Source organism: Paractinoplanes ferrugineus (genome assembly GCF_016862195.1).
GTDB classification, from domain to species: Bacteria; Actinomycetota; Actinomycetes; order Mycobacteriales; family Micromonosporaceae; genus Actinoplanes; species Actinoplanes ferrugineus.
On sequence record NZ_BOMM01000051.1, the window covers coordinates 186,580 to 211,594 of the forward strand.

22 protein-coding genes are annotated in these 25,015 nt (G+C 69.9%); 7 read left to right on the top strand and 15 right to left on the bottom strand.

Annotated elements, in window-relative coordinates:
• Positions 1–27: 27 nt before the first annotated feature.
• Complete coding sequence (locus tag Afe05nite_RS29190) at positions 28–1,038, top strand: hypothetical protein (RefSeq protein WP_239118269.1); 1,011 nt, start codon at positions 28–30, stop codon at positions 1,036–1,038.
• On the opposite strand, the gene ccsB is transcribed toward Afe05nite_RS29190, so the two are convergent.
• From ccsB to hemL, 6 genes are read right to left on the bottom strand one after another with little or no spacing between them, the layout of a single operon-like run.
• Positions 1,039–2,031: a c-type cytochrome biogenesis protein CcsB gene (gene ccsB, locus Afe05nite_RS29195; protein WP_203820434.1), complete on the bottom strand. Its 993-nt coding sequence runs from the start codon at positions 2,029–2,031 to the stop codon at positions 1,039–1,041.
• On the bottom strand, positions 1,955–3,619 hold the full coding sequence (gene resB / locus Afe05nite_RS29200; protein ID WP_203820435.1) for a cytochrome c biogenesis protein ResB: 1,665 nt from the start codon (positions 3,617–3,619) through the stop codon (positions 1,955–1,957). The genes ccsB and resB overlap by 77 nt, the downstream gene beginning before the upstream one ends.
• Positions 3,616–4,419, bottom strand: coding sequence for a cytochrome c biogenesis CcdA family protein (locus tag Afe05nite_RS29205; RefSeq protein WP_203820436.1), 804 nt, complete (start codon positions 4,417–4,419; stop codon positions 3,616–3,618). The genes resB and Afe05nite_RS29205 overlap by 4 nt, the downstream gene beginning before the upstream one ends.
• On the bottom strand, positions 4,419–4,979 hold the full coding sequence (locus tag Afe05nite_RS29210) for a TlpA family protein disulfide reductase (protein ID WP_438869066.1): 561 nt from the start codon (positions 4,977–4,979) through the stop codon (positions 4,419–4,421). Before Afe05nite_RS29210 ends, Afe05nite_RS29205 begins: the two co-directional genes overlap by 1 nt.
• The gene (locus tag Afe05nite_RS29215; RefSeq protein ID WP_203820438.1) at positions 4,976–5,623 is read right to left on the bottom strand and encodes a histidine phosphatase family protein; all 648 of its coding nucleotides are present in this window, start codon (positions 5,621–5,623) and stop codon (positions 4,976–4,978) included. Before Afe05nite_RS29215 ends, Afe05nite_RS29210 begins: the two co-directional genes overlap by 4 nt.
• Complete coding sequence (gene hemL / locus Afe05nite_RS29220) at positions 5,620–6,960, bottom strand: glutamate-1-semialdehyde 2,1-aminomutase (protein WP_203820439.1); 1,341 nt, start codon at positions 6,958–6,960, stop codon at positions 5,620–5,622. The genes Afe05nite_RS29215 and hemL overlap by 4 nt, the downstream gene beginning before the upstream one ends.
• 134 nt (positions 6,961–7,094) lie before the next feature.
• On the opposite strand from hemL, the gene Afe05nite_RS29225 reads away from it, so the two are divergent.
• From Afe05nite_RS29225 to Afe05nite_RS29235, 3 genes are read left to right on the top strand one after another with little or no spacing between them, the layout of a single operon-like run.
• Entirely contained in the window at positions 7,095–7,424 is a 330-nt protein-coding gene (locus tag Afe05nite_RS29225) for an STAS domain-containing protein (RefSeq protein ID WP_203820440.1), read from the top strand.
• Positions 7,425–7,472: 48 nt separating this feature from the next.
• Positions 7,473–7,850: a MerR family transcriptional regulator gene (locus tag Afe05nite_RS29230; RefSeq protein ID WP_203820441.1), complete on the top strand. Its 378-nt coding sequence runs from the start codon at positions 7,473–7,475 to the stop codon at positions 7,848–7,850.
• Positions 7,835–8,170 carry a thioredoxin family protein gene (locus tag Afe05nite_RS29235; RefSeq protein ID WP_203820442.1) on the top strand — a complete coding sequence of 112 codons (336 nt, stop codon included), beginning with the start codon at positions 7,835–7,837 and terminating at the stop codon, positions 8,168–8,170. The genes Afe05nite_RS29230 and Afe05nite_RS29235 overlap by 16 nt, the downstream gene beginning before the upstream one ends.
• A 28-nt stretch (positions 8,171–8,198) precedes the next feature.
• Here Afe05nite_RS29235 and Afe05nite_RS29240 read toward each other — a convergent pair whose 3' ends face one another.
• Entirely contained in the window at positions 8,199–8,747 is a 549-nt protein-coding gene (locus Afe05nite_RS29240; protein ID WP_203820443.1) for a response regulator, read from the bottom strand.
• 11 nt (positions 8,748–8,758) lie between these two features.
• Positions 8,759–13,147 (bottom strand): HAMP domain-containing protein, encoded by a 4,389-nt coding sequence (locus Afe05nite_RS29245; RefSeq protein WP_203820444.1) that lies wholly within the window; start codon positions 13,145–13,147, stop codon positions 8,759–8,761.
• Between the two features lie 123 nt (positions 13,148–13,270).
• Here Afe05nite_RS29245 and Afe05nite_RS29250 point away from each other — a divergent pair, with 123 nt between their 5' ends.
• Together Afe05nite_RS29250 and Afe05nite_RS29255 are read left to right on the top strand one after the other, a co-directional pair.
• Positions 13,271–15,346, top strand: a complete 2,076-nt coding sequence (locus Afe05nite_RS29250) for a SpoIIE family protein phosphatase (protein ID WP_203820445.1) — start codon at positions 13,271–13,273, stop codon at positions 15,344–15,346.
• Between the two features lie 28 nt (positions 15,347–15,374).
• Entirely contained in the window at positions 15,375–15,983 is a 609-nt protein-coding gene (locus tag Afe05nite_RS29255; RefSeq protein WP_203820446.1) for a dihydrofolate reductase family protein, read from the top strand.
• Positions 15,984–15,987: 4 nt separating this feature from the next.
• Here Afe05nite_RS29255 and Afe05nite_RS29260 read toward each other — a convergent pair whose 3' ends face one another.
• Positions 15,988–17,091 (bottom strand): FAD-binding oxidoreductase, encoded by a 1,104-nt coding sequence (locus tag Afe05nite_RS29260; protein WP_239118270.1) that lies wholly within the window; start codon positions 17,089–17,091, stop codon positions 15,988–15,990.
• Positions 17,092–17,251: 160 nt separating this feature from the next.
• Between Afe05nite_RS29260 and Afe05nite_RS29265 the strand changes: the two genes are divergently transcribed.
• The gene (locus Afe05nite_RS29265) at positions 17,252–19,324 is read left to right on the top strand and encodes a S9 family peptidase (protein WP_203820447.1); all 2,073 of its coding nucleotides are present in this window, start codon (positions 17,252–17,254) and stop codon (positions 19,322–19,324) included.
• A 61-nt stretch (positions 19,325–19,385) separates the two neighbouring features.
• Here Afe05nite_RS29265 and Afe05nite_RS29270 read toward each other — a convergent pair whose 3' ends face one another.
• The 6 genes from Afe05nite_RS29270 to Afe05nite_RS29295 are packed head-to-tail and all read right to left on the bottom strand — an operon-like array spanning position 19,386 to position 24,940.
• A complete protein-coding gene (locus tag Afe05nite_RS29270) occupies positions 19,386–20,915 on the bottom strand; it encodes a SpoIIE family protein phosphatase (protein WP_203820448.1) in 1,530 nt (509 codons plus the stop codon).
• Positions 20,912–22,240 carry a sensor histidine kinase gene (locus Afe05nite_RS29275; protein ID WP_203820497.1) on the bottom strand — a complete coding sequence of 443 codons (1,329 nt, stop codon included), beginning with the start codon at positions 22,238–22,240 and terminating at the stop codon, positions 20,912–20,914. Before Afe05nite_RS29275 ends, Afe05nite_RS29270 begins: the two co-directional genes overlap by 4 nt.
• Positions 22,241–22,254: 14 nt before the next feature.
• Positions 22,255–23,283, bottom strand: a complete 1,029-nt coding sequence (locus Afe05nite_RS29280; protein ID WP_203820449.1) for an ATP-binding protein — start codon at positions 23,281–23,283, stop codon at positions 22,255–22,257.
• The gene (locus Afe05nite_RS29285) at positions 23,280–23,684 is read right to left on the bottom strand and encodes an ATP-binding protein (protein WP_203820450.1); all 405 of its coding nucleotides are present in this window, start codon (positions 23,682–23,684) and stop codon (positions 23,280–23,282) included. Before Afe05nite_RS29285 ends, Afe05nite_RS29280 begins: the two co-directional genes overlap by 4 nt.
• Positions 23,681–24,094 (bottom strand): STAS domain-containing protein, encoded by a 414-nt coding sequence (locus Afe05nite_RS29290; RefSeq protein WP_203820451.1) that lies wholly within the window; start codon positions 24,092–24,094, stop codon positions 23,681–23,683. Before Afe05nite_RS29290 ends, Afe05nite_RS29285 begins: the two co-directional genes overlap by 4 nt.
• Complete coding sequence (locus Afe05nite_RS29295; RefSeq protein WP_203820452.1) at positions 24,095–24,940, bottom strand: STAS domain-containing protein; 846 nt, start codon at positions 24,938–24,940, stop codon at positions 24,095–24,097.
• Positions 24,941–25,015 lie beyond the last annotated feature (75 nt).

Consider the following 25,015-nt stretch of genomic DNA (forward strand, 5'->3'; position numbering starts at 1 on the left):
AGTGATCCGACAAGGCCGGGAGGTGCCGTGCAGGTCCGAGAAGCCACACGCCGGGGCGCACTCGCCGCACTCGGCGCCGTGCTGGCGATCACGGCGGTCACTGCCCCGGCGTCGGCCCCCCGCGCGGTCGCCTCCCCGAAACCCGCCGCGACACCGGAAACTGCCCCGACCGCGAGGCTTCCCGCGTGCCCGGCCGGGCGCGCGCCGACCAGGCCGCCCACCCGAGCGGCCGGGCCGGACACCCCCGGTGCCTGCCGGGCAGCCGGGCGGATCACCGAGTCCGGCGTGCGGCTCAGCCGGCCGGCGACCGGCTTCACCCCGAGCGGCTACCACCATCTCGGCGCCAACTCGGCCGGCGAGTGGAGCGGCGTCTCCGGGCGGTTCTCCGTGGTGAACGGCTCGATCAGGCCGGCCAGTTACGACTTCATCTCGACACGGTTCATGGCCAAACGGAACATGGGCGGCGGGCGGATCAACTGGCTCGAAGCCGGCTGGGCCCAGACCGGCTGGTCGGGGCCGGGCCGGCAGCGCGTCTACACGTTCAACACCAACACCCTCACCTGGCAGTTCTTCGACCAATATCAACTGCGGACGGGCGACCGGGTCTGGGTGGACATTCACAGCGACGCCGACGGCGTGTGGGCGGCCTGGCTGTGGTGGGGCAACCGGTGGAACCTGCTCACCGCCCAGCGGCTGCCGATCGGCCCGGCCGCGATCATCGAGCAGTACGTCGAGGTGCACGTCGACTCCACCCGCCCGACCCGGGTGCTGGTGGACGTGCCCGAGGTGAAGGTCGACAACGTGCAGCTGCGACCGGCGGACGGCGGGGCGGCCCGCTACTGGCGCGCCGACGTGCCGACGCTCACCGGAAACTTCGGGGCCCAGCAGCGCGTCGGCGGATTCTGCCTGAACTGGCTCAACCGTTACGACACCTGGACGGCCGGGGACTGCGAGGCCGACGTCGTACCCGTCTCGCCGATGGCGGCACCGACGCCGACCACGTTCCGGGCGCCCGGCCCCGCCGTCACGAGCGGTTAGCTACATGCCGCCCGCGTTGGCGTAGGAGTGCAGGCCACTGAAGAACAGGTTGACGCCGAACAGGTTCATCAGCATGGTCGCGAACCCGAGCAGGGCGATCCAGGTCGCCACCGTGCGCTTCACGCTGGGCGTGGCCCGGGCGTGCAGGTAGCCGGCGTAGACGACCCAGGAGATGAACGCCCAGACCTCTTTGGGGTCCCAGTTCCAGTAGCGGCCCCAGGACGCCTCGGCCCAGATCGGACCGGCGATCAGCGCACCAAACGTGAACAGCGGGAACGCGAACGCGTGCAGCCGGAAGGTGAGCCGCTCGAGCAGGGTCGCGTCGGGCACGTTGCGGCCCAGCGAGTACGGGAAGCGGCGCTTGCCCTTGTCGTACCCGTCACGGATCAGGAACATCGTGGCCGGCACCGCGCCGATCAGCAGAATGCCGGAGGACAGGATGATCGTCGCGACGTGGATGATGAACCAGTACGACTGCAGGGCCGGCACCAGCGGCCCCACCGGCGTGTAGGCGATCATGCCGTCGGCGCCGAGCAGCAGCACGAGCGCGAGCGAGACGAAGAGGCCGACGTGCCGCAGGGCCGGGCGGCGGAGCAGCACGCCCACCCAGACCGCCGAGCCGACGAAGCCGGCCGACAGGATGTATTCGTACATGTTGCCCCAGGGCATCCGGTCGGCGGCGATGCCACGGGTGACCAGGGTGCCGAGGTGCAGCAGAAGGGCGATCAGGTTGGCGGCGACGGCGGCGCGGCCGACCCACTCAGCGCGGCGATCCGGCGCCGGCTCGACCGAAGTTTCGGCCGGGATATCCGAGCTCGCCGGGATGTCGAGGTCGATCGGGGCACCCGCGCCGACCAGCTGACGGGCCGGGCGAACCGCCGCCCGCCCGATCCGGCTCTTGTTGCCGAAGGCGTATTCACCGGCGTAGAGAACCATCGCGGCCAGGTAGGCCAGGACGGTCACGGCCATCAGTTGATTGGACAGCTCCGCCATCACGGATTCCTTCCTCGGCGGCCTTCACCAACCCCGCGAACTCGTCGGCGAAACCGGGATAATCGGTGCGTGGCAGCCCACCGGCCACCAACAACGTACCGCTGCTGTTCTCCGACGTTGCTGGCAGGGCGCGGAACCAGACCCGGCGCCGGCGCCCGCTGAGCGAGAGCATCAGGCCGACGAGCCCGACCACGGCGCCGATCAGGATCAGGAACTGCGTCGGGTCGTACCGGATGGCCAGCGTGGCGTACGGCCTGGTGCCGACGAACTCCAGCTTGGTGCCGTCGTCCAGGGTCCAGCTCTCGCCGATCTTCAGCTCGTGCGGCCGCGCGCCGCTCACGTTCTTCAGGTCGCCGGTCGCGATCTGCCCCTGGTCGAGAGCGTAGACCGAGCCGGGCGTGCCCACGTCGAGACCGAGATCACCGCGGTAGGCGGTGAGGAACAACGCCGGCGCGTTCTCGGCCGGGAACGTCGATGCGGCGCCGGTGCCGACGGTCGGCAGGTAACGGCCCTCGAAGCCCATCTGCAGCGTGGCGTCACGCTTGTTGGTCTTGGGCTCGATGTTCACGTCCGGGAACTGGGCGACGCCCTCGCTGGTGAACATCCCGTCGACCGGCAGGAACGGGACTGTCTTGGTCTGCGATTCGCCATAGCGGTCGGTGTAGCGCACGGTGACCGCGTATCCGTGGCCGATCAGGTGCACGTTGGCGTGGTGCAGCCGCAACGGGTCGTTGACCGTGAACCGGCGGGTCTTGATCGGGCCGCCGTTCTCGCTGACCCCGACCGTGGCGTCGAAGCCCTTCGGCTGGCCGGTGTCCTGGTAACTGGCGGTGAACTTGTCCAGCTGAAGACAGAAGTTCGGCAGGTCGGCCGGGTCGACGCGGGGACCGAGTGTCGAGTCGTCGTACTGCGCGAGGGCGTTGCAGAAGCCCTGGTCGGCACCCTGCACGAGGATGCGGTTGCCGTGCCAGCCGTACCAGTGCCCGAACCCGACCCCGATCAGCACGGCGAGCAGGGCGAGGTGGAAGAGCAGGTTGCCGGTCTCCTTGAGGTAGCCCTTCTCGGCGGAGACGGTCCAGCTGCCGTCCTCGTGCTCGCGCACCTTGCTGCGGAATCGGCGTTTGCGCAGCATGCGGGCAAGGTCGGCGGCCTGCCCGGCATACCGGATGTCCGATCTGTGCTGGGGCAGCCGCTCCAGCCGGCGCGGGGCGTCCGGCACGGCCTGCCGCAACGCGCGGACCTGATCCAGCAGTCGCGGCACCACGCAGCCGATGAGCGAGGTGAACAGCAGCAGGTAGATCGAGGCGAACCAGGGCGAGCCGTAGACCTCGAAACCGCCGACCCGCTCCAGGAACGGCGCGAGCTTCGGGTGCGCCGCGTAGTACTCGGTGACGCGCTGCGAGTCGACCGCACGCTGCGGGAAGATCGAGCCCGGAACGGCGGCCACGGCCAGGAGGAAGAGCAGGACCAACGCCGTACGCATGGAGGTCAGCTGGCGCCACGAATTGCGCAACAGCGCCCACAGGCGGTTGACCGGACGCGGCGGCGGCGCCGCGGGCGGCGCCGGGCGTTCCTCCACCACGGTCACAGCAGCGTCCCCCCGTTGAAGTCGAAGGTGGTCAGCAGCCAGACCAGGAAATGGTCCCAACCGCCGGTGACCAGCGCGATGCCAACAAGTATGAGCAGGACGCCGCCGATCCGGGTCACCCAGCGGCTGTTCCGGCGAATGGCTTTGAAAACGCCGAGCAGCTTTTGAAAGAACAGCCCGAAAAGCACGAACGGAATGCCCAGCCCCAGGCTGTACGCGAAGGCCAGCGTCGCCGCCCGGCCCGTTTCACCGGTGGTGGTGGCCAGCGCCAGCACCGTCATGAGGGTCGGGCCGGTGCACGGCAGCCAGGACAGCGCGAAGATCCCGCCGAAGATCGGCGCCCCGATCAGCCCGGCCGCCGGGAGCTTGCTGATCCGCATCTCCCGTTGCAGGCCCGGGATCCAGCCCAGATAGCCGAGGCCGAGCACGATGACCAGCACGCCGAGGGCGACGTTGAGGGCGTCCTGATGGCTCTTGAGCGTGAAGGCGATATTCGCCACCAGGGTCACGAGCAGGGTGTACATGATCGCGAAGCCGAGCACGAAGAGGGAAGTCCCGGCGAGGACCCGGCTCCGGACCGACCGACGGGTCGCCACGGCCACGCCGCCTCCGCCCTGGGTCTCGGCTTCCTGACGGGCGTCGAGGTCCGAGCCGGCCAGCCCGGTGACGTACGACAGGTAGCCGGGCACCAGCGGCAACACGCACGGCGACAGGATGCTCACCAGGCCCGCGACGGCCGCGACCCCGATCGCCAGCACCAGGGGGCCGTCACCCGCTATGTCCGCGAAGCTCGACGCCATCAGCCGGTCCCCTCCGCGGCGATCTTCTCGACCAGCGGCTGCAACTGCGCCTTCGTGGTCGCCGCCCGCAGCGCCACCGCGATCCGCCCCTCGCGGTCGAGGATCAGGGTGGCGGGCGTGCTGGTCTGGGTCACGTCGAATTTCAGCGCGACCTTGCCGTCGAAATCATAAATGCTCGGGTAGGTCACCCGGCCACGCTCGAACGCCTTGGCCGCGTCCCGGTCGTCGCGCGAGTTGATCCCGATGAACGTGACGCCCTTGGCCTGGGTGGCCTGGAAGGTGGTCTCCAGGTCGTCGGCCTCGGCCCGGCACGGCGCGCACCAGGAACCCCAGAAGTTGACCACCACGACCTTGCCGCGGTCCTGCGCGATGTCGTATTTTCCGCCGTCGAGCAACTCACCGGTGACCTCCGCGACCTGCGGACGCTGGGTCGGGGTGCACTCCACCACGGTGCCGGTGGTGGTGCACTTCTTCGCCCAGTTCTCCCCGCCGCAGCCGGCCAGGACGGTCGCCGACAGGGCGGCGACGGTCAGCAAGAGGGCGGCGCGGCGCATGGTCAAGCTCCCTTGGCGTTCTTCGCGGTCGCGGACATGGCCACCAGGTGGGCGGCCGGTTCGGCGTAGTCGATGCCGACCACCGTGGAGTCCTCGAAGTGGAACGAGGTGAGGCTGGCCAGGCCGCACTGCCGTTTCCGCGGGTCGTGCCAGAGCCGCTTCTTCTCCACGTAGCGCCGCAGCGTCCAGATCGGCAGCTGATGGGAGACGCAGAGGGCCTCGTGGCCCTCGGCGACGACCCGGGCCGCCTGCACCGCCGCGAACATCCGCTGGGCGATCTGCAGGTAGGGCTCGCCCCAGGACGGGGTGACCGGGTCGCGCAGCACCCACCAGTGCCGCGGGTTGGTGAGCGCGCCGTCGCCGACGCCGACCGTCTTGCCCTCGAAGTAGTTGGCGCTCTCGATCAGCCGCACGTCGGAAGCGGTGTCGAGCTTGAACTCGGCCGCGAACGGCGCAGCCGTCTCCTGCGCCCGCTCCAACGGGCTGGCCACGACATGGGTGATGTCGTGCCCGGCCAACGACTGGGCCGCGGCCTTGGCCATCTGGACACCGAGCTCGGACAGATGGAAGTCGGGCAGGCGCCCGTACAGGACCTTGGTGGGGTTGAAGACCTCGCCGTGCCGCAGCACATGCACCGTGGTTTTGCTCATGCCTTGCTCCCGGCGGCCCGTGCCGCGTGCGGCAGAGCCGCCGCGATCTGCTCCAGCGCCGCGTCGTCCAGCGCCGTCGAGACGAACCACGACTCGAAGGCGCTGGGCGGCAGATAGACCCCGCGCGCCAGCATCTCGTGGAAGAAGCCCTTGAAGGCGGCCGCGTCCTGGGTCTTCGCCGAGTCGTAATCGACCACCTCGGTCTCGGTGAAGAAGATCGAGAACATATTGCCGGCGTACGACAACCGGTGCGCGACGCCGGCCGCGGTCAGTGCCGCCGAGGCGAGTGCGCCGACCGTCGTGGCCAGCTCGTCGAGCCGCTTGTAGGCCGTCTCGTCGGCGAGCCGCAGCGAGGCCAGGCCGGCCGCGCAGGCCAGCGGGTTCCCGGAGAGCGTGCCGGCCTGGTAGACCGGGCCGGCCGGGGCGAGTCGCGACATGATCTCGCGGCGCCCGCCGAACGCGGCCGCGGGCAGGCCACCGCCCATCACCTTGCCGAACGTGAACAGGTCGGCGTCGACCGGGTCGAGCCCGGCCCAGCCACCCGCCGACACCCGGAAGCCGGTCATCACCTCGTCGACGATCAGCAACGCCCCGTGCGCGTGCGCGATCTCGGCGAGCCGCTGGTTGAAGCCCTCACGCGGCGGGACCACGCCCATGTTGCCGGCCGCCGCCTCGGTGATGATCGCGGCGATCTCGGTGCCGTTCTCGGCGAAGGCCGCCTCGACCGCGGCGACGTCGTTGTACGGCAGCACGATCGTCTCGGCCGTGGCGGCGCCGGTGACGCCGGGCGAGTCGGGCAGGCCGAGCGTGGCCAGCCCCGAGCCGGCCGCGGCGAGCAGGGCATCGACATGTCCGTGATAGCAGCCGGCGAACTTCACGACCTTGGCCCGCCCGGTGAAGCCGCGAGCCAGCCGGATCGCCGTCATCGTCGCCTCGGTGCCGGAGTTGACCAGGCGAACCTCATCGATCGGGGTGCGCCGCACGATCTCCTCGGCCAGGTCGACCTCGCCCGCCGTCGGCGTGCCGAAGCTGGTGCCGCGGGCGGCGGCCTCCTGCACGGCGGTGACGATCTCGGGGTGCGCGTGGCCGTGGAGCAGCGGGCCCCACGAGCAGACCAGGTCGACATAACGCCGGCCGTCGGCGTCGGTCAGCCACGGTCCCTGGCCGGAAGACATGAATCGGGGCGTGCCACCGACCGCTCGGAACGCACGCACGGGTGAATTGACCCCGCCGGGCACGATGGCTGAGGCGCGGTCGAAGAGGGCCTGGGAGGCCGGGGCGTCCGGCGGGTACGGGACGCCCTCGGCGCGGTATGTGGTGGTCACAGCGTCTCCCATTCTGGCAGCGACGGTCTTCTGCCGTCTCAAGAGGGTTGTCCAGATCGCTGGCCCGTCACACCAGCATGTCCCGTTCCGCGCCGCCCCAGAGCGCCCGGCGGGCAGATCCAAAGCTCGGGCGATAGGCTGAGCCGGTGGAGCGACCGGAGTTGACCATCGAGGTCGAGCGCACCCCCGAAGAGGTCGTCCTGCACCTCACCGGGGAGATTGACGTGCTTACGGTCACGAACCTCTCCGCCATCGTCAATGAGACCTTGGCCGAGCCTCCCGCGCGCATCGTCCTCGACATGGCGGGCGTCACATTTTGCGATTCCCAGGGTCTCGGCACCCTCGTCGTGCTCAGCCGTAAGGCCCAGCATGCCCGCGCGGTGCTCTCCCTGACCAACGTCGGCGAGTTCCTCATGCGCGTCCTCGACATCACCGGCCTGCGCAGCGCCCTCATGATCAGCTCGGTCTCGTCCTAGCCCGTCGCCCTTGCCTTGACGCCGGTGTGAAGGCCTACCGTCGGCGACATGTTGATCGGCGAGCTGGCTTCGCGCGCTAACACCAGCACCCGCACCCTGCGCTACTACGAGGAGCAGGGATTGGTGCGGCCGCGACGCGACGCGAACGGCTATCGACAGTACGACGACGCCGAACTGCGCGTGGTGCACGAGATCCGGTCGCTGCTCGCCGTCGGTTTCGGGCTCGACGACATCAAGCCGTTCGTCGCCTGCCTGCGGGCCGGCAACTCGGCCGGCCACGTGTGCCCCGACTCGGTGGCGGTGCTGCGCCGCAAGCTCGCCGAGGTGGACGGCTACCTTTCGCAGCTCACCGAGGTCCGGCGGCAACTGCACACCCAGTTGACCCAGGCCGTCGAACACCGGGAGACCCGATGCTCATCACTCTGACCGACGCCACCTTCGCCGACCTCGTGCTCCGCTCCGACCTGCCGTTCGTGGTCGACTTCTGGGCCGACTGGTGCCCACCGTGCGGCCCGATGGCGAAGACCCTGGCCGAGCTGGCCCCCGAATTCGTCGGCCGGCTGCGCATCGGCAAGATCAACGCGGACGAGAACCCGGCGACGACCCGCGACTACCGCGTCATGTCCATGCCCACGTTGCTGTTCTTCACCGCCGGCAGCGTCACCGCCACCCTGGTCGGCGCCCGCCCGAAGTCGATGCTGCGGTCCGCCCTGACCAACTCCCTGACCCCGTACGTCAACCGCTGACCCTCAGCGGCGGCCGACAAGCAGCGGGTCAGCCGCCCCAGCGGGCCTTCTCGAGAAGGGCAAGCGCCTCGGCACCGGCCTCGTCGCCGCCGGCTCGCAGCACCCGGGCGGCCTCGTCGACCGTCTCGGTCAGGCGCTGCCATTGGGCGTCGCGTTCCCGGGTGGCGTCGTTCTGGGCCTTGAGCTGCTGCGTCTTGGTCCACAGCTCGACGAAGATGGACACCTTCGCGCGCAGCACCCACGGGTCGAACGGCTTGGTGAGGTAGTCGACGGCGCCGACCGCGTAACCCCGCAGGGCGAGCTGGGCGTCGCGGTCGGCCGCGGTCAGGAACAGGATCGGTACGTGCCGGGTGCGCTCCCGCCGCTTGATGTGGCTGGCCGTCTCGAATCCGTCCATGTTGGGCATCTGCGCGTCCAGCAGGATGACCGCGAAGTCGTCCGTGAGCAGCTGTTTGAGCGCAGCCTCGCCACTCTCCACGGCGACCGCGGTCACCGGCAGGCCCTGGAGGATGGCCTCCAGGGCGAGCAGGTTGTCCTTCCGGTCGTCAACCAGCAGGGCTTTGGCGCGATCCGCCACTCCCCTACCCCCTATCCGCGTTCCGGCTCGGTGGCTGTGTCGGCGTTCACCCAGCGGGCCATCAGCTCGATCAGCTCGTCCAGGTCGACCGGCTTGGTGATGTAATCGCTCGCACCGGCGGCGAGGGCTGACTCCCGGTCACCGGGCATGGCCTTCGCGGTTAGGAAGACTACCGGCAGGTCGCGGAAGCGCTGGTTACGGCGGATGCCCCGGGTCGTCTCATAACCGTCCTGGTCGGGCATCATCGCATCCATCAGGACGATGTCGACCTCCGGGTGTTCGGCCAGGATGCGTACGCCGTCGACGCCGTTGTCCGAGTACAGCACGTTCAGTCCGTGCATCTCGAGCGCGCTGGTCAGGGCGAACACGTTACGCACGTCGTCGTCGACGATGAGCACCGTGGCACCGTCGAGCTGCCGGCCGGCCGGACTGATCGACGTCTCGAGGTCGGCCCGCGGGGTGATCACCGGCAGTTCCATCAGCGGCATGCCGACCGACTGCATCGGGCGTACGACAACCGTGTTGGACGGCTGCGACGGCAGGGCGAGCCCCGGCGCCGACTCGGGCGTCAGCGCGTCCGGGACGTACAGCGTGAAGGTCGATCCTTCGCCCGGGACCGACGAGACGACGATCGTGCCGCCGAGCAGGGACGCGAACTCCCGACTGATCGACAGGCCGAGGCCGGTGCCGCCGTACTTCCTGGTGGTCGTGCCGTCGGCCTGCTGGAACGGCTCGAAGATGAGCGCCAGCTTCTCGTCGGAGATGCCGATGCCGGTGTCGGCGACCGCGAACGCCACCACCTGCCCGGCCTGGCTCAGCGCCGGGATGTCGAAGTCGGTGGTGGGCGGCGCCGCGAAGATGCTCAGCGTGACCGAGCCGGCGTCGGTGAACTTCACCGCGTTGGACAGCAGGTTGCGCAGGATCTGCTGGAGCCGCTGACCGTCGGTGACTATCGAGGCCGGCAGGCCGGCCGCCACGTCGACCCGGAAGTCGAGGCTCTTCTCCTGCGCCTGCGGGACGAAGGCCTGCTCGACGTACGACCGGATGCCGTCGAAGTCGATCTGGTCGACGTCGACGTCCATCCGGCCCGCCTCGATCTTGGCGAGGTCGAGGATGTCATCGATCAGCGAGAGCAGGTCGGAGCCGGCGCTGTGGATCGTGCGGGCGAACTCGATCTGCTTGTCCGACAGGTTCCGCTCGGAGTTGTCGGCGAGCAGCCGGGCCAGCAGCAGCAGCGAGTTGAGTGGCGTGCGCAGCTCGTGACTCATGTTGGCCAGGAACTCCGACTTGTAGGCACTCGCCCGGGACAGCTGCTGCGCCTTCTCCTCGAGGCCGAGCCGGGCCTGCTCGATCTCGAGGTTCTTCGTCTCGATGTTCGCCTTCTGCTCGCTGAGCAGCTGCGCCTTGTCCTCAAGCTCGGCGTTGGTGCGCTGGAGCTCGGCCGACTGGTCCTGCATCTCCCGGGCGAGCCGCTGCGACTGGGAGAGCAACTCCTCCGTACGCCGGTTGGCCTGGATGGTGTTGAGCGCGACGCCGATGGTGGCGACCAGCCGCTCCAGGAACGTCAGGTGTAGCCCGGAGAACGCGGCGACGGAGGCGAACTCGATGACGCCGAGCATCTCGCCCTCGAACAGCACCGGGAGCACGACCAGGTCGTTCGGCGGCATTGACATCAGACCCGAGCGCATGGTCAGGATGCCGTCGTGGGTCGCGCGGACCCGGATCGTACGGCGGGAGACCGCGGCCTGGCCGACCAGGCCCTCACCCGGCCCGAACGTGACCTCGTGGTTGCGGGCGACGTAGCCGTAGGAGGCGGCCAGCCGCAGGCGCATGACCGCCTGCTCGTTGTCGACCAGGAAGAACGCGCCGAGCTGGGCGTCGACGAGCGGTGTCACCTCGGTCATGATCATGCGGCAGACCTCGCCGAGATCGCGCTGGCCCTGCAGCAGGCCACCGATGCGGGCCAGGTTGGAGTCGAGCCAGCCCTGCTCGGCGTTCGCCTTGGTGGTCTCGCGCAAGGTGACGATCATCTGGTTGATGTTGTCCTTGAGCTCGGCGACCTCGCCCTGGGCCACGACCGCGATGCTCTGGGTCAGGTCACCGCGGGTCACGGCGGTGGACACCTCGGCGATCGCCCGCAGCTGCGTGGTGAGCGTGGAGGCCAGCTGGTTCACGTTGTCGGTGAGGTCCTGCCAGGTGCCGGACACGCCCTTGACCTGGGCCTGGCCGCCGAGCTTGCCCTCCACGCCGACCTCCCGGCCGACCCGGGTGACCTCGGTGGCGAAGCTGGAGAGCTGGTCGACCATCGTGTTCACGGTGTCCTTGAGCTCGAGGATCTCCCCCCGGGCGTCGACCGTGATCTTCTGCGACAGGTCGCCCTTGGCCACCGCCGTGGTCACCGAGGCGATGTTTCGCACCTGGGCGGTGAGGTTGGACGCCATGTAGTTGACGTTGTCGGTGAGGTCGCGCCACGTGCCGGCCACGCCCCGCACCTGGGCCTGACCACCGAGTTTGCCTTCCGAGCCGACCTCGCGGGCGACTCGGGTGACCTCGTCGGCGAACGACGACAGCTGGTCGACCATGGTGTTCACGGTGTTCTTCAGCTCGAGGATCTCGCCCTGCGCGTCGACCGTGATCTTCTGCGACAGGTCACCCTTGGCGACCGCGGTCGAGACCTGGGCGATGTTTCGCACCTGGGCGGTCAGGTTGGACGCCATCGAGTTGACGTTGTCGGTGAGGTCGCGCCACGTGCCGGCCACGCCCCGCACCTGGGCCTGACCACCCAGCTTGCCCTCGGTGCCGACCTCCCGGGCCACTCGGGTGACCTCGTCGGCGAACGACGACAGCTGGTCGACCATCGTGTTGACGGTGGTCTTGAGCTCGAGAATCTCACCGCGGGCGTCGACCGTGATCTTCTGTGACAGGTCACCCTTGGCCACCGCCGTGGTCACCGACGAGATGTTGCGCACCTGGCTCGTCAGGTTGGAGGCCATGTAGTTGACGTTGTCGGTGAGGTCGCGCCACGTTCCCGAGACGCCCTTGACCTGGGCCTGACCACCCAGCTTGCCCTCCGAGCCGACCTCGCGGGCGACTCGGGTGACCTCGTCGGCGAACGACGACAACTGGTCGACCATGGTGTTCACGGTGTTCTTCAGCTCGAGGATCTCGCCCCGGGCGTCGACCGTGATCTTCTGCGACAGGTCACCCTTGGCCACCGCGGTCGAGACCTGGGCGATGTTGCGGACCTGGTCGGTGAGGTTGTTGGCGAGCTGATTCACGTTTTCGGTGAGGTCGCGCCACGTTCCCGAGACGCCTCGGACCTGGGCCTGGCCACCGAGCTTGCCCTCGGTGCCGACCTCCCGGGCCACCCGGGTGACCTCGTCGGCGAACGACGACAACTGGTCGACCATCGTGTTGACGGTGTCCTTGAGCTCCAGGATCTCGCCCTGCGCGGCAACCGTGATCTTCTGCGACAGGTCACCCTTGGCCACCGCCGTCGAGACCTGGGCGATGTTGCGCACCTGGCTCGTCAGGTTGGAGGCCATCGAGTTGACCGAGTCGGTGAGGTCCTTCCAGGTGCCGGCGACGTTCGGCACGTCGGCCTGGCCACCCAGCTTGCCCTCGGTGCCGACCTCGCGCGCCACTCTGGTCACCTGCTCGGCGAAGAGGCGCAGCGTGTCGGTGAGGCCGTTCATGGTGTCGGCCAGCTCGGCCACCTCACCACGGGCCGACACCGTGATCTTCTGCGACAGGTCGCCGCGGGCCACCGCCGTCGCCACCTGCGAGATCGAGCGCACCTGGTGGGTCAGGTTGGACGCCATCAGGTTCACCGAGTCGGTCAGGTCCTTCCACGTGCCGGCCACGCCCCGAACGTCGGCCTGGCCGCCCAACTCGCCCTCGGTGCCCACCTCCCGGGCCACCCGGGTGACCTCGTCGGCGAACGACGACAACTGGTCGACCATCGTGTTGACGGTGCGGCCGATGCGCAGGAATTCACCCCGGAGGGGACGGCCGTCCATTTCCAGCGCCATGTGCTGGGAGAGGTCGCCCTCGGCCACCGCCACGATGACCCGGGAGATCTCGGTGGTCGGCCGGCCCAGGTCGTCGATGAGCGAGTTGACCGACCGGACGCTGTCCGCCCACGAGCCGTCGAGACCCTCGTCGTCGAGCCGCTCGGTGAGCCGGCCGTCCCGGCCGACGATCCGGCTGATCCGGCGGAGGTCGAGATTCTGGCGTTCCTGCAGGGACACGACCTCGTTGAAGGCGTCCGCCACCTCGCCGGCCGCCCCGGCCCGCCGGGGCAGCCGAACCTTGAGGTCACCGCGGCGCACCCGCCGCAAAGCGTCGGTGAGCTCGCCGAGCAGGGCGGCCTCGTCGTGGGCTTCCTTAGCCGCAGTCATGCTGTCCTCACTCGCTGTTCAACTGAACTCGCTTTTCCGACTGCCGTGGGCTACCTATCTTCTCTCGCTCGACCGGGTCAATGCGACCCACGACTTTGTGCATCCCCCTCCCGACAGGAGAAGATGCAGGGCGTGTCAGCTTCCGATCCCTCGACGGGCGGCTACGTCCGGCGGGTGCGGCTGCCCAACGATCGGCGCACCCCGGCCGCGGCCCGAGCCCTGGTCCGCTCGGTGCTCGAGGAGGCCGGGCTCGATGTGCTGCTCAACGAGGCCCTGCTGCTGACCACCGAGCTGTCCACCAACGCTGTCGTGCACGCCAACACCGAGCTGGACATCGAGGTCAGCGCCGACCGGGTGGGGCTGACCGTGACGGTCACCGACTTCGCCCCCGGCCCCGTCGAGCAGCTGGCGATCGGCCCGCGCAACGAGAGCGTCGACATCGGCGAGGTGGCCGAGCGCGGCCGCGGCCTGTTGCTGGTCGACCACTTCGCGGCTCGCTGGGGCACCGTGCACGAGGGCACCGGCAAGGGCGTCTGGTTCCGCCTGGAGCGCACGCCGGGGCCCGAGCCGACCACCGCTGTGGTGCCGGCGGGCAACGTGGTCGAGGCCGGCACGCCGAGCGTGGGCGCGCTGACCGCGCTGCTCCAGATCAACCCGGAGCGGCAGACCGACGAGGCCCTCGCCGAGTTCGCCACCGACCTGCTGGCCCGGCTCGCCCGGCTGACCGGTGCGGCCGGCGGGGTGGTGCGGCTCGACCGTGGCGACGGCGGCGGCCGGCAGCTGCTGGCCCGCTACGGGCGCCACCCCCGGGAGGACGCCGACACGATAGTGGTGCCGCTGTCGGTGCACCGCCCGTACGCGGGCGAGCTCGAGTTGGACGCCGCCCCGACCGGTTATGCCCAGCCGCTCGCCACGATCGTCGCCGAGCGCTTCTCGCTGCACCTGGAGAACGACCGCCTGCGCCGCACCGACCTGCGCCGGCAGACCTGGTTGACGTTCCTGGCCGAGGCCAGCGAGCTGCTCGCCCAGTCGCTCGACGTCAACCTCACGATGGCACTCATCCCGCAGCTCGTCGTGCCCCGGCTCGGCCTGTGGTGCGCCGTGCACACCACCGACGCGTGGGGCCGGCTGCAGCTCGCCGCCGCCACCCACTCCGACGAGGGCATGCTGCCCCAGCTGCACGAGACGCTCGCCGACACCGGACCCGACGCGATTCTGGCCCGGCTCGAGGAGGCGTCCCGGCTCGGCACCCAGGTCATGTTCGGCACCCCGGCCGAGTCGTCGCGCGGCGGAAAGCCCCAGAAGATGACGATCGAGGGTTTCGCGGTGCCGCTGGTGGCGCGCGGCACCCGGCTCGGCACCCTGGCGATCGGTCGGCACCCGCGGCACCGGCACGACGTCGAGGAGGTCGCCGTCCTCGAGGACGTCGCCCGCCGCGCCGCCCTGGCCATCGACAACGCGCGCATCCACGACGAGCGCCACAAGGTGGCCCGCACCCTGCAGGCGTCGCTGCTCCCGCCGGCCCTGCCCAAGGTCGACGGGGTCGGTTTCGCCGCTGAATACGTGCCGACCGGCTCCGAGGTGGGCGGCGACTTCTACGACGTGCTGCCGTCCGGCGAGGACCGCTGGCTGGTCGTGGTGGGCGATGTCTCGGGCAAGGGCGTGCAGGCCGCGACCGTGACCGGCCTGGTCCGCGACGTGATCCGCATCCTGGTCGACGACGGCAAGCCGATGACCGAGATCCTCGGCCGGGTCAACCGCACTCTCGTCCAGCGGGGCGGGGGGCGCTATTGCACCCTGGCGATGGCCTCGGTCAAGCGGGAGCCCACCGGCGCTCTCGCGGTGTGCCTGCACCTGGCCGGGCACGATCGGGCGGTGCTGGTGCGGGCCGATGGCAAGACCTCGTTCGTGGGCGAGGGCGGCACCGCGCTGGGCCTGCTGGAGACGATCTCCTCGCCCGACGCCGAGGTGCGGCTGGGTCCCGGTGATTCGCTGATCTTCTACACCGACGGTGTCACCGAGCGCCGGCGTGGCCGGGAGCTGTTCGGCACGGGCCGGCTGCGGGAGGCGGCCGGGCCGCTGGCCGGCTATCCGGCCGACGTGATGGCCGCCCGACTGCGCTCCATCACGATCAACTTCTCGGTCGAGGAGCCGCGGGACGATATCGCGATCCTGGTTCTTCGGAATGACGCCGGTTAGTCGCTTTTAACCCCATAAAGTGGGTCACATGGCGAAGACCCAGTACTACACGGCCACGAGCATCGACGGATATACCGCCGACGAGAAGAACTCGCTCGACTGGCTTTTCGATGTCGACGGGGGCAGTGAGAACCCGTTCGGCGGTTTCATCGCCGGCGTGGGCGCGTTCGCCATGGGCGCCAACACGTACGAGTGGGTGATCAAGAACGACAACGTCCTCGAGCAGCCCGGCAACTGGCACGACCTCTACGGCGACCGCCCCTGCTGGGTCTTCACCCACCGGGATCTGCCGCCCGTGCCGGACGCCAACGTCTTCATGGTCAGCGGAGACGTGCGACGGGTGCACGAGGCCATGCTGGTGGCGGCCAAGGGCGGCAACGTCTGGCTGGTGGGCGGCGGCGACCTGGTCGGCCAGTTCGTCGACCACGGCCTGCTCGACGAGATCATCCTGGGCATCGCCCCGGTGCTGCTGGGCAGCGGCACACCCCTGCTGCCTCGCCACCTGACCTCCCGGCAACTGGTGCTTACCGGAAACGCGCAGGTGGGCCGCTTCGCCTATCTCACTTACGCGGTCGGCACCGAGCCCGTCCCGACCCGCCACCCGTCGACGCGCATCCGCGTGCCGGTGCGGAACTAGGGCCCTAGAACAACTCGTGCGGACCGGCCATCTCGAGCCGGGCCGCGAGCTCGGGTGGGGCCGTGACCAGCACCGTTCGGCCACTGCGGGCCATCAGCACGTGGCCGAGGGTCGCCATGATCTGCTCGATGCGCTCGGGGGCCGGCGTGCCGGGCAGCACCGCGTGGACATTGCCGAGGCCGGCCGAGCCGCGCACCGGCACCCCCCGACCCACCGCGTCAGCCAGCGCATAGACGGTGGCGGCCAGGTCGTCGGGGGCGACCGAGATGCGCAGGACGACATCGCCGCGACCGAACGGGTATTGCCCCCACCACGGCGGCGCGACCGGGCTGACCGGCACGCCCCAGGCCGCCGCCAGCCGGCCGGCGTCGGCGTCCTCGAACAGGGCGGAAACGGTGCCGGGCCCCTCGGCGGGCAGGTCGGTCTCGACCGCGCTCACCTCGTGCGAGCTCGCCTCGGCCGCCAGCTTGGCCGCCTGGAGCGGATTGGACACCGGCGCGGTGACCCAGTGGCGAGCCGCCGGCAACTGCTGCAGCCGCACCACCGCCGAGGTGAGCACGCCGGCGATCTCGGCCAGCCCCGGCCGGTCGCCCTCGCCGTCGGACTCGCTCAGCACACCGGCGGGGTCGACATAGCTCACCCGCTCGACGTGCTCGGCCGGCGCGCCGAAACGGTGCCGCAGCGGCCCGGACTCGTTGACCGCCAGCATGCCGCCGACGGTGGCGGTGCGCGACGGCGGGTCGACCGGCAGGCGCTGGCCGCGCAGGGCCAGGGCGGCCTGGAGCGCGCGCACCGGCGTGCCGATGGCGACCTCGACGGTGCGGGCGGTCACGTCGTGATTCCACAGTCCGCTGAGGCGACCGGTGTCGAGAAGCAGATCGACGGCTTCCCGGGGCGTACCCCAATCGATCTTGCTGCCGGAACCGCGCGGCAGCAGCGCCAGCCGCTCGCCCGCGGCGAGCCCCAGGACGTCGCCGACGGCCTGGGCGGTCGCGGGAAGCGCGACGTGCCCGGCCCGGTGGCCGCCGACGGCGTCGCCGGAGCGTGCCGGCCGCGCATAGTCAGGGCCGCAGATATCCACAAGAGCGTCAAGAATTCGCACAGTCATATCCGCACACTCATATCCGCACAGTCATATTCGCACAGCCACAGATGAGCCCCGATGATCAAGGCTTAAGATCGTCCACTGTGGCAGATAGTACACATGTTCGAACGCGCACGGGGTCATCCGGACGGAAATCCCGGTGGCGACCGGTAACGTTGCTCCGGTGACGACCGAAACGCCCGACAGCCCGCCCACCGTTCAAGCGGTGCCCAGCGAGCGCACCTTCCACGGCGACACCGTGAGCGATGAATACGCCTGGCTTTCCGACAAGGAGAACCCGGACACGATCGCCTACCTGAAGGCCGAGAACTCCTGGACCGACCGGGCCACGGCACATCTGGCCGAGCTCCGCGACAAGATCTTCCAGGAGATCAAGAGCCGCACCCAGGAGACCGATCTGTCGGTGCCGAGTCGCAAGGGCGATTTCTGGTACTACACGCGCACGGTCGAGGGCAAGCAGTACGGCATCCAGTGCCGGGTCGCGGTGCAGCCGGGCGAGACCGATCCGCCGATGACCGAGGACAAGCCGGGCGAAGAGGTGCTGCTCGACGGCAACGCGCTGGCCGAGGGCAAGGAGTTCTTCGCGCTCGGCACGTTCGACGTGAGCCCCGACGGCAACTGGCTGGCCTACTCGACCGACTTCGACGGCGACGAGCGCTTCACCCTGCGCGTGAAAAACCTGGTCACCGGCGAGGTGCTGGCCGACGAGGTGCCCGACACGTTCTACGGCTCGGCCTGGTCGGCCGACGACAGCGCGTTGTTCTACACCACGGTCGACGACGCCTGGCGCCCCCACCGCGTCTGGCGGCACACGGTCGGCCGCCCCGCCGGCGAGGACGTGGTCGTCTTCGAGGAGCCCGACGAGCGTTTCTGGGTCGGCGTCGAGCTCACCCGCAGCGAGAAGTTCATCGTCATCGACACCCAGAGCAAGATCACTTCAGAGGTACGCGTCATCCCCGCCGACGCCCCGACCAGCGAGCCGGTTCTGGTCGCCCCGCGCGAGCAGGGTGTCGAATACTCCGTCGAGCATCACGGGCACCGCTTCCTGATCCTGCACAACAAGAACGCCGAGGATTTCGCCCTGGCGTACACGTCGGCGGATGCCCCCGGCGAGTGGGTCGAGCTGATCCCGCACGAGCCCGGCACCCGGCTCGAGTCGGTCGACGCGTTCGCCCGGCACCTGGTGATCTCGCAGCGCCGGGACGGCCTGACCGGCCTGCGCGTGATGGTCGACGGCAGCACCGACTCCTACCAGATGGAGTTCCCGGAGCCGCTGTTCAGCGTGGGTCTGACAAGCAACCCGGAATATGACACGGGATCCGTCCGGATCGCCTACACGTCGATGGTCACGCCCGACTCGATCTACGACGTCGACCTGGTCACCCGCCAGATGACGCTGCGCAAGCGCAAGCCGGTGCTCGGCGGTTACGACCCGGCCGACTACGAGCAGTTCCGCGAGTGGGCCCGGGCCGCCGACGGCACCCAGGTGCCGATCTCCATCGTGGTCCGCCGGGGCACCGGCAGGAACGCCCCGGCCGTCCTCTACGGCTACGGCTCCTACGAGCACAGCATCGACCCGTACTTCTCGATCGCTCGCCTCTCCCTGCTGGACCGCGGTGTCGTCTTCGCGATCGCGCACGTGCGCGGCGGCGGCGAGATGGGCCGGCGGTGGTACGAGGACGGCAAGATGCTCACCAAGAAGAACACCTTCACCGACTTCGTGGCGTGTGCCGAGACCCTGGTCGCGAAGGGCTGGACGACCGCCGACAAGCTGGTCGCCCGGGGCGGCTCGGCCGGTGGGCTGCTGATGGGGGCGATCGCCAACATCGCGCCCGACGACTTCGCCGGGATCGTGGCCCAGGTGCCGTTCGTCGACCCGCTGACCTCCATCCTCGACCCGTCGCTGCCGCTGACCGTGACCGAGTGGGAGGAGTGGGGCAACCCGATCGACTCCGCCGAGGTGTACGCCTACATGAAGTCGTACAGCCCCTACGAGAACGTCGCCAAGCTGAGTTACCCCAAGATCCTCGCGGTGACCAGCCTCAACGACACCCGGGTGCTCTACCACGAGCCGGCCAAGTGGATCGCCCGGCTGCGCGCGGTCGCCCCCGACGGCGAATATCTGCTGAAGACCGAGATGGGGGCGGGTCACGGCGGGCCGAGCGGCCGCTACGACTCCTGGAAAGAGGAGGCCTTCGTGGCCGCCTGGACCCTGGATGTCCTAGGTCTGGCGTAACTCTTCGAGGCCGGTACGGGCGTCGGCAGGCGCCCGTACCGGTCGGGAGGATGCGGATCGGCTAGGCGCGCCGAAGCGCCACCACGGCGATGTCGTCCGCCTGGGGTCCGCTGCCCGCCAACTGCAACACCAGGCGCTCGCAGAAGTCGTCGAGGTTCGACTCCACCTCGGCCGCCGCCCGGGACAGGGCGGACAGGCCGACGTCGATGTCGGAGTCCCGGCGCTCGACCAGCCCGTCGGTGTAGAGCACGAGCGTGCCGCCGGCCGGGATGGTGAACTCCAGATCGTCCGGACGGGACGCGTTGATGCCGAGCAGCGGGCCACGGGGCTGCAGGAACTTCACTTCCCCGGCCGTACGCAACAGAGGCGGCAGATGGCCGGCGCTCGCCATCCGCACCGCGCCCGTCGCCGGGTCCAGGGTGAACAGGCACAGGGTGGCCGATTCGGCCGGCAGCACGGTCCGCATGAACCGGTTGACCAGGCTCAGCACCGTACCCGGCGGGTGGCCCTCGACCGCATAGGCGCGCACCGCGTGCCGCACCTCGGCCATCACCGTGGCCGCGTGCAACGAGTGCCCGGCGACGTCGCCGATCGCCACCAGCAGCTTGCCACCGAGCATGGTCAGCTCGTAGAAGTCGCCGCCCACCTCGGTCTGCGCCGAGGCCGGCTCGTAGAGCACCCCGAGCTGGACCCCCGGCACGTCGGGCAGCCGCGACTGCAGCAGACTGCGCTGCAGCGTGACCGCGATGCGGTGCTCCTCGTCGTAGGAGCGCTGCGCCTCCACCGCCGCCGCGATGGCCTGGGAGAGCTGCCGCAGCACCGGGAAGCCCGCATGCTGCGTGGAGCTCGCCACCGCCACATAGACCGGTGGCCGGTCGATGCGCAGCCGGGCCGCGGCCACCGCCACCGACTCGCCCGCCGGCCAGTCGATGACGTCCCAGTCCTCCGGTTCGTCGGAGCGCACCAGCGAACCCACCGCGACGTTGCGCTCGGCCAGCGACCAGGGCTGCACCACCGGCGGCGAACCGATGGCGGCCAGGCTCTCGCCGTCGGCCGTCTCGGCCAGCACCACCACCGGGCCGCCGAAGATGTCGTTGGCTCCGGCCGCGGCCGCCTTGATCAGCTCGGGCAGCGTGGACGACGAGTTGATCGCGAGGGTGGTCTCGGCCAGCCGGACCATCCGCGCGGCCAGCGACTCGGCGCGCTGCCGGGCCGAGTAGTAGCGCAGCACCGCGTGGCAGGTGGCGATCAGCTCGTCCGGCTCGATCGGCTCCACCAGGTAGGCGTCCGCCCCCCGGTTGAGGCCCTGGGTGCGGTCGACGACGTCCACCGCGTGCGCCGACACGTGGATGACCGGCAGGGCGCCGAACTCGGGGTCGGACTTGATCCGTTCGCAGACCTCGAAGCCGCTCATGTCAGGCAGCTTCACGTCGAGGACCACCAGGTCGACCCCGGAGCCGGGCAGCATGCGCAACGCTTCGCCGCCGGTCTCCGCCTGCTGAACCGTGAAACCGGCCCGGGTTAGCCAGCTGACCAGCAGGTATCGCTTCGTCGCACTGTCGTCGACGACGAGAAGAGTGGCCGGGTTCATGATCCGTCGGCCGGTAGCCGGACGGTGAACGTGCTGCCCCGGCCGACCTCGGATTCGACGCGTAGTCCGCCACCGAGGATGCCGACCAGCCGCCGGGCGTACGGCAGGCCCAGTCCGGTGCCCTTGCCGAGTGCCGACCGGCTGCCCGGCACCTGGTAGAACTCCTCGAAGACCCGCTCCTGCAACTCGGGCGGGATGCCGGACCCGGTGTCGGTGACGGTGAACTCGATGTCGTCGTCGACCATCCGCACCTTGAGCCGCACCGACCCCTCGGACGTGAACTTGATCGCGTTGGTCAGCAGGTTGCGCAGCACCCGGGTGAGCAGCACCTCGTCGGTGCGCAACGTCGGCACGGCCGGCTCGTCCACCTCGAAGTCGACCTCGGGCCGGGTGGCGAGGGGCCGCAGCGTGCCCCGCAACTGCCCGAAGACGGCGCGCAGATCCACCTCGGACCACTCCGGCTCGATCCGGCCGGCTTCCGCCTTGGCCAGGTCGAGCAGGTCGTTCACCAGGGTCAGCAGGTCACTGGCGGACGAACTGATCAGCTCGACCTGCCGGCGCTGCTCGCCTTGCAGCGGCTCCGACGACGGGTCGTTGAGCAGCCGGGCCAGCCCGATCACCGCGGTCACCGGGGCCCGCAACTCGTGGCTGACGTTCGCCAGGAACCGGCTCTTCGCCTCGCTGGCGGTGCGCAGCTGCTCGGATTTCTCATCGAGCTCGGCGTAGAGCGCGACCACACCGCGGTTGGTCTCCTCCAGCTCCTGGGAGAGCTGGTTGTAAAGGGCCATCACGCCGCGGTTGGTCTCCTCCAGCTCGGCGTTGAGCCGGGCCAGGTCGTCGCGCTGCGCCCGCACCTCGTCCAGGGCCGCGATGAGCTGCTGGTTCTGCACGGTCAGCTCGTCGAGGGGGGTGCCCGGGACGTGCTGAGCCAACCCGGCGCGGATCTCGTCCATGCGTTCCGGGGTCAGCCTCGGCGAGCTCGCCGGCAACCGTCGGGCCATCGAGACAACCGTACCGGTCTCACCATCGCTGACCTCCAACGTGTCGACCAGACGACCGACCTGACCGAGCTGCGGGCCGATCCTCGCGGCCCCGCCGGATTGCGGGTTCGCCACCGTGACACGCAAGGTAGGTACCCCGTTGACGTCCGCTTCGAACGCCACGTCGGCGGAGCGCGTGACGGCAAGCATCACTCGGCCTACTTCGCTGAGCGCGGTGGCGAGCCGAGTCTGGTCCTGCTGCTCCATCCCGACCGCCCGAGCCACCTCGCGGCCCATCTGGCGCGCCACGAAGACGTCCTGCTCCACTCGCAGGTGCACGCGCATCAGCGGTTCCGGCGTCACGGTAACCGCGCCACCACTACGCCGGCGTCGTCGCGGCGGGTTCCCGCGTCGCGCAGCACGGTCGCCGCGACCACCGCGGGCGATCGGAGCTGCAGACCCGGATAGTCCGCGAGGCTCCACCTGTCGACCACGCCGTCGCTGTGCATCAACACGAACGCGTCCGGGGTGATCGGGTAGTCGTACTGCCGGATCTGGCGGCGCTGATGTCCGGCGATGCCGGGCAGCGAGACCATGCCGCGGCGGATGCCGGGGGCGATCACCGTGCCGGAGATGTTGCCGAGCCCCGCATAGCGGACCAGGCCGGCTTCGGCGTCCAGCTCGGCCACGGCCAGCGCGGCGCCACGGGTGTGGTTGAGCCGGCGATGCAGCAGCTCGACGACGGCCGCGGGGGGTGCGACCGGGCCGTCCTTGAACGCGCGCACCGCCTCGTTCGACGCGGTCGCGGCCAGACCGCCGTGCCCCAGCCCGTCACACATGAGCACCTGGCGCCGGCCGTCGATCTCCCGCACCGCGAAGGCGTCCCCGCTTACCTGCTCGCCGGTCAGCGGGCGGGTCAAACCCGCCGCCCAGCCGGGTTGCGGCGGGTCGGCCGACCAGACCTGGGCGACGAGCACGGTCCCTTTGCCGGGTACGGAATGAAGATCGCACCAGGAAGCCTGACGCACGATCGCGCCGAGCCCGATGCCGAGCGTGCCGGCCGTGGAATGCCCGTCGCCGACCGCCGTGACCAGGTCGGCCATCCCCGGTCCGCGGTCGATCGCGATGATCTCGACCCCGGCGCTGAGTTCGGTGCGCACCGCCCGGACCAGCAGGACCCCCTCGTCGGCGTGCTTGACGAGATTGCCGCCCGCCTCGGCGGTGACGATCGACAGGTCGGCGATGCGGTTTTCCGGCAGCCCCAGCTCGGTGGCGAGACGCTCGGCGGCCCGCCGGGCAGCGGCGGCGGTCGCGGTGGCCTCCACCCGGAACCAGGCGCCCCCGTCCAGAAGCCCCTCGGGCAGCTGCCCCACCGTGCCTCCGCTCATCGGCACCACTTGGTGACAGTGATCGTCGTGCCGCGCCCGACCTCGGTGTCGATGGCGAACTCGTCGACCAGCCGGCGCGCGCCGCTCAACCCTAGCCCCATGCCACCGCCGGTGGTGTAACCGTCGGTGAGGGCCAGATCGAGGTCGGCTATGCCCGGCCCCTCGTCGGCGAAAACGATCCGGATCCCCTGCCGGCGACCGTTGTCGACCCGGGTCACCTCGGCCGATCCGCCCCCGCCGTAGACGAACGTGTTGCGCGCCAGCTCGCTCGCGGCGGTGACCAGCTTGGTCTGGTCGACGAGGGAGAGCTTCACCGCGACGGCGACCGTGCGCACGAGCTGCCGGACCCGGACGACGTCCTGATCCGAGTTGATCGCGAGCCGCTCCCCGGAGTCGCTCACGACTCGTTTACCACGACTGGGTCGGACTCGTCGTCCTGCTCGTCGTCGTACTCCTCGGCCCGGCTGCGGGCCAGCAGGTCCATGCCGAGCTCGACGTTCAGGGCGGTGCGGATGCCGGGCAGCGACAGGCCCAGCTCGACCAGGGTGATCGCCACGGCCGGGCGCATCCCGACCACCACCGTCTCGGCGTCCAGCACCCGGGAGATCGAGGCGATGGTGGCCAGCGTGCGGCCGACGAACGAGTCGACGATGTCGAGCGCGCTGATATCGATGATCACGCCGTGGCAACCGGTGACCACGATCCGCTCGGCGAGGTCTTCCTGCAGTTGCAGGGCGACCTGGTCCTCCATGTCGATCTGGATGGAGACGAGCAGGATGTCGCCGATCTTGAGGACCGGAACCCGTTCCACCTACCGCTCCCTGGGCTTACGAGCGCTCTGACCGGTCTTGCCGAGCACGTACCGCAGCGCGTCGGCCAGCGAGGCCTTCGTCGCGATGTCGCCGAACTCGATGCCCAGCGCCACGATGGTCTGCGCGATCTGCGGGCGGATGCCGGAGATGATGCAGTCGGCACCCATCAGCCGGGCGGCCACCACGGTCTTGAGGACGTGCTGCGCGACCTGGGTGTCGACGGCGGGCACGCCGGTGATGTCGATGATCGCGTACGGCGAGCCGGTGTCGACCAGCGTCTGCAGCAGCCGCTCCATCACGACCTGGGCGCGCGCCGAGTCCAGCGTGCCGACCAGCGGGACGGCGACCACGCCCTCCCACAGCTTGACCACCGGAGTGGACAGCTCGAGCAGCTGCTCGGCCTGGTCGGCGATCAGCGCCTCGCGCACCTGCACGTAGCTGTCGAAGGTGAACAGCGCGGCGGCGTCGACGAAGGTCGAGAACGCGATGTACTCCCGCAGGACGCTCGCGTCGTCGGGCAGCGACTCGAGCACCGCCTCCTTGAACGCGAAGACACTCACCGCCGTCTCGGTGGCTGTGAAGCCCTGCCGGGCCCGGCTCGTGGACAGCTCGCTGAGCTGGGCGCGCAGCTCGGCGGCCGAGGGGTCGGCGAGGCTTGTCGCACCACCGGCCAGCGCCAGCTGGAAGGCGCGGCGCAACTCACCGGTCTGCCGGTGCAATTCGGTACGGCTCAGCCGGCCGCGTAGGGTCTCGACAACCCGGTCGTTCCATGCCCCGACCAGAGCTTCCTGGTTTTCCTCGAGCAAGGCGGCGAACCGATCTGCCCCTTCTGAACTCAGCGCCACCGCGGCCTCCCGACTTCTCTGGTACGCGCAATCGGGCGGACTTTACCATCGCAAGGTCAAATATTTGCCGTAGGC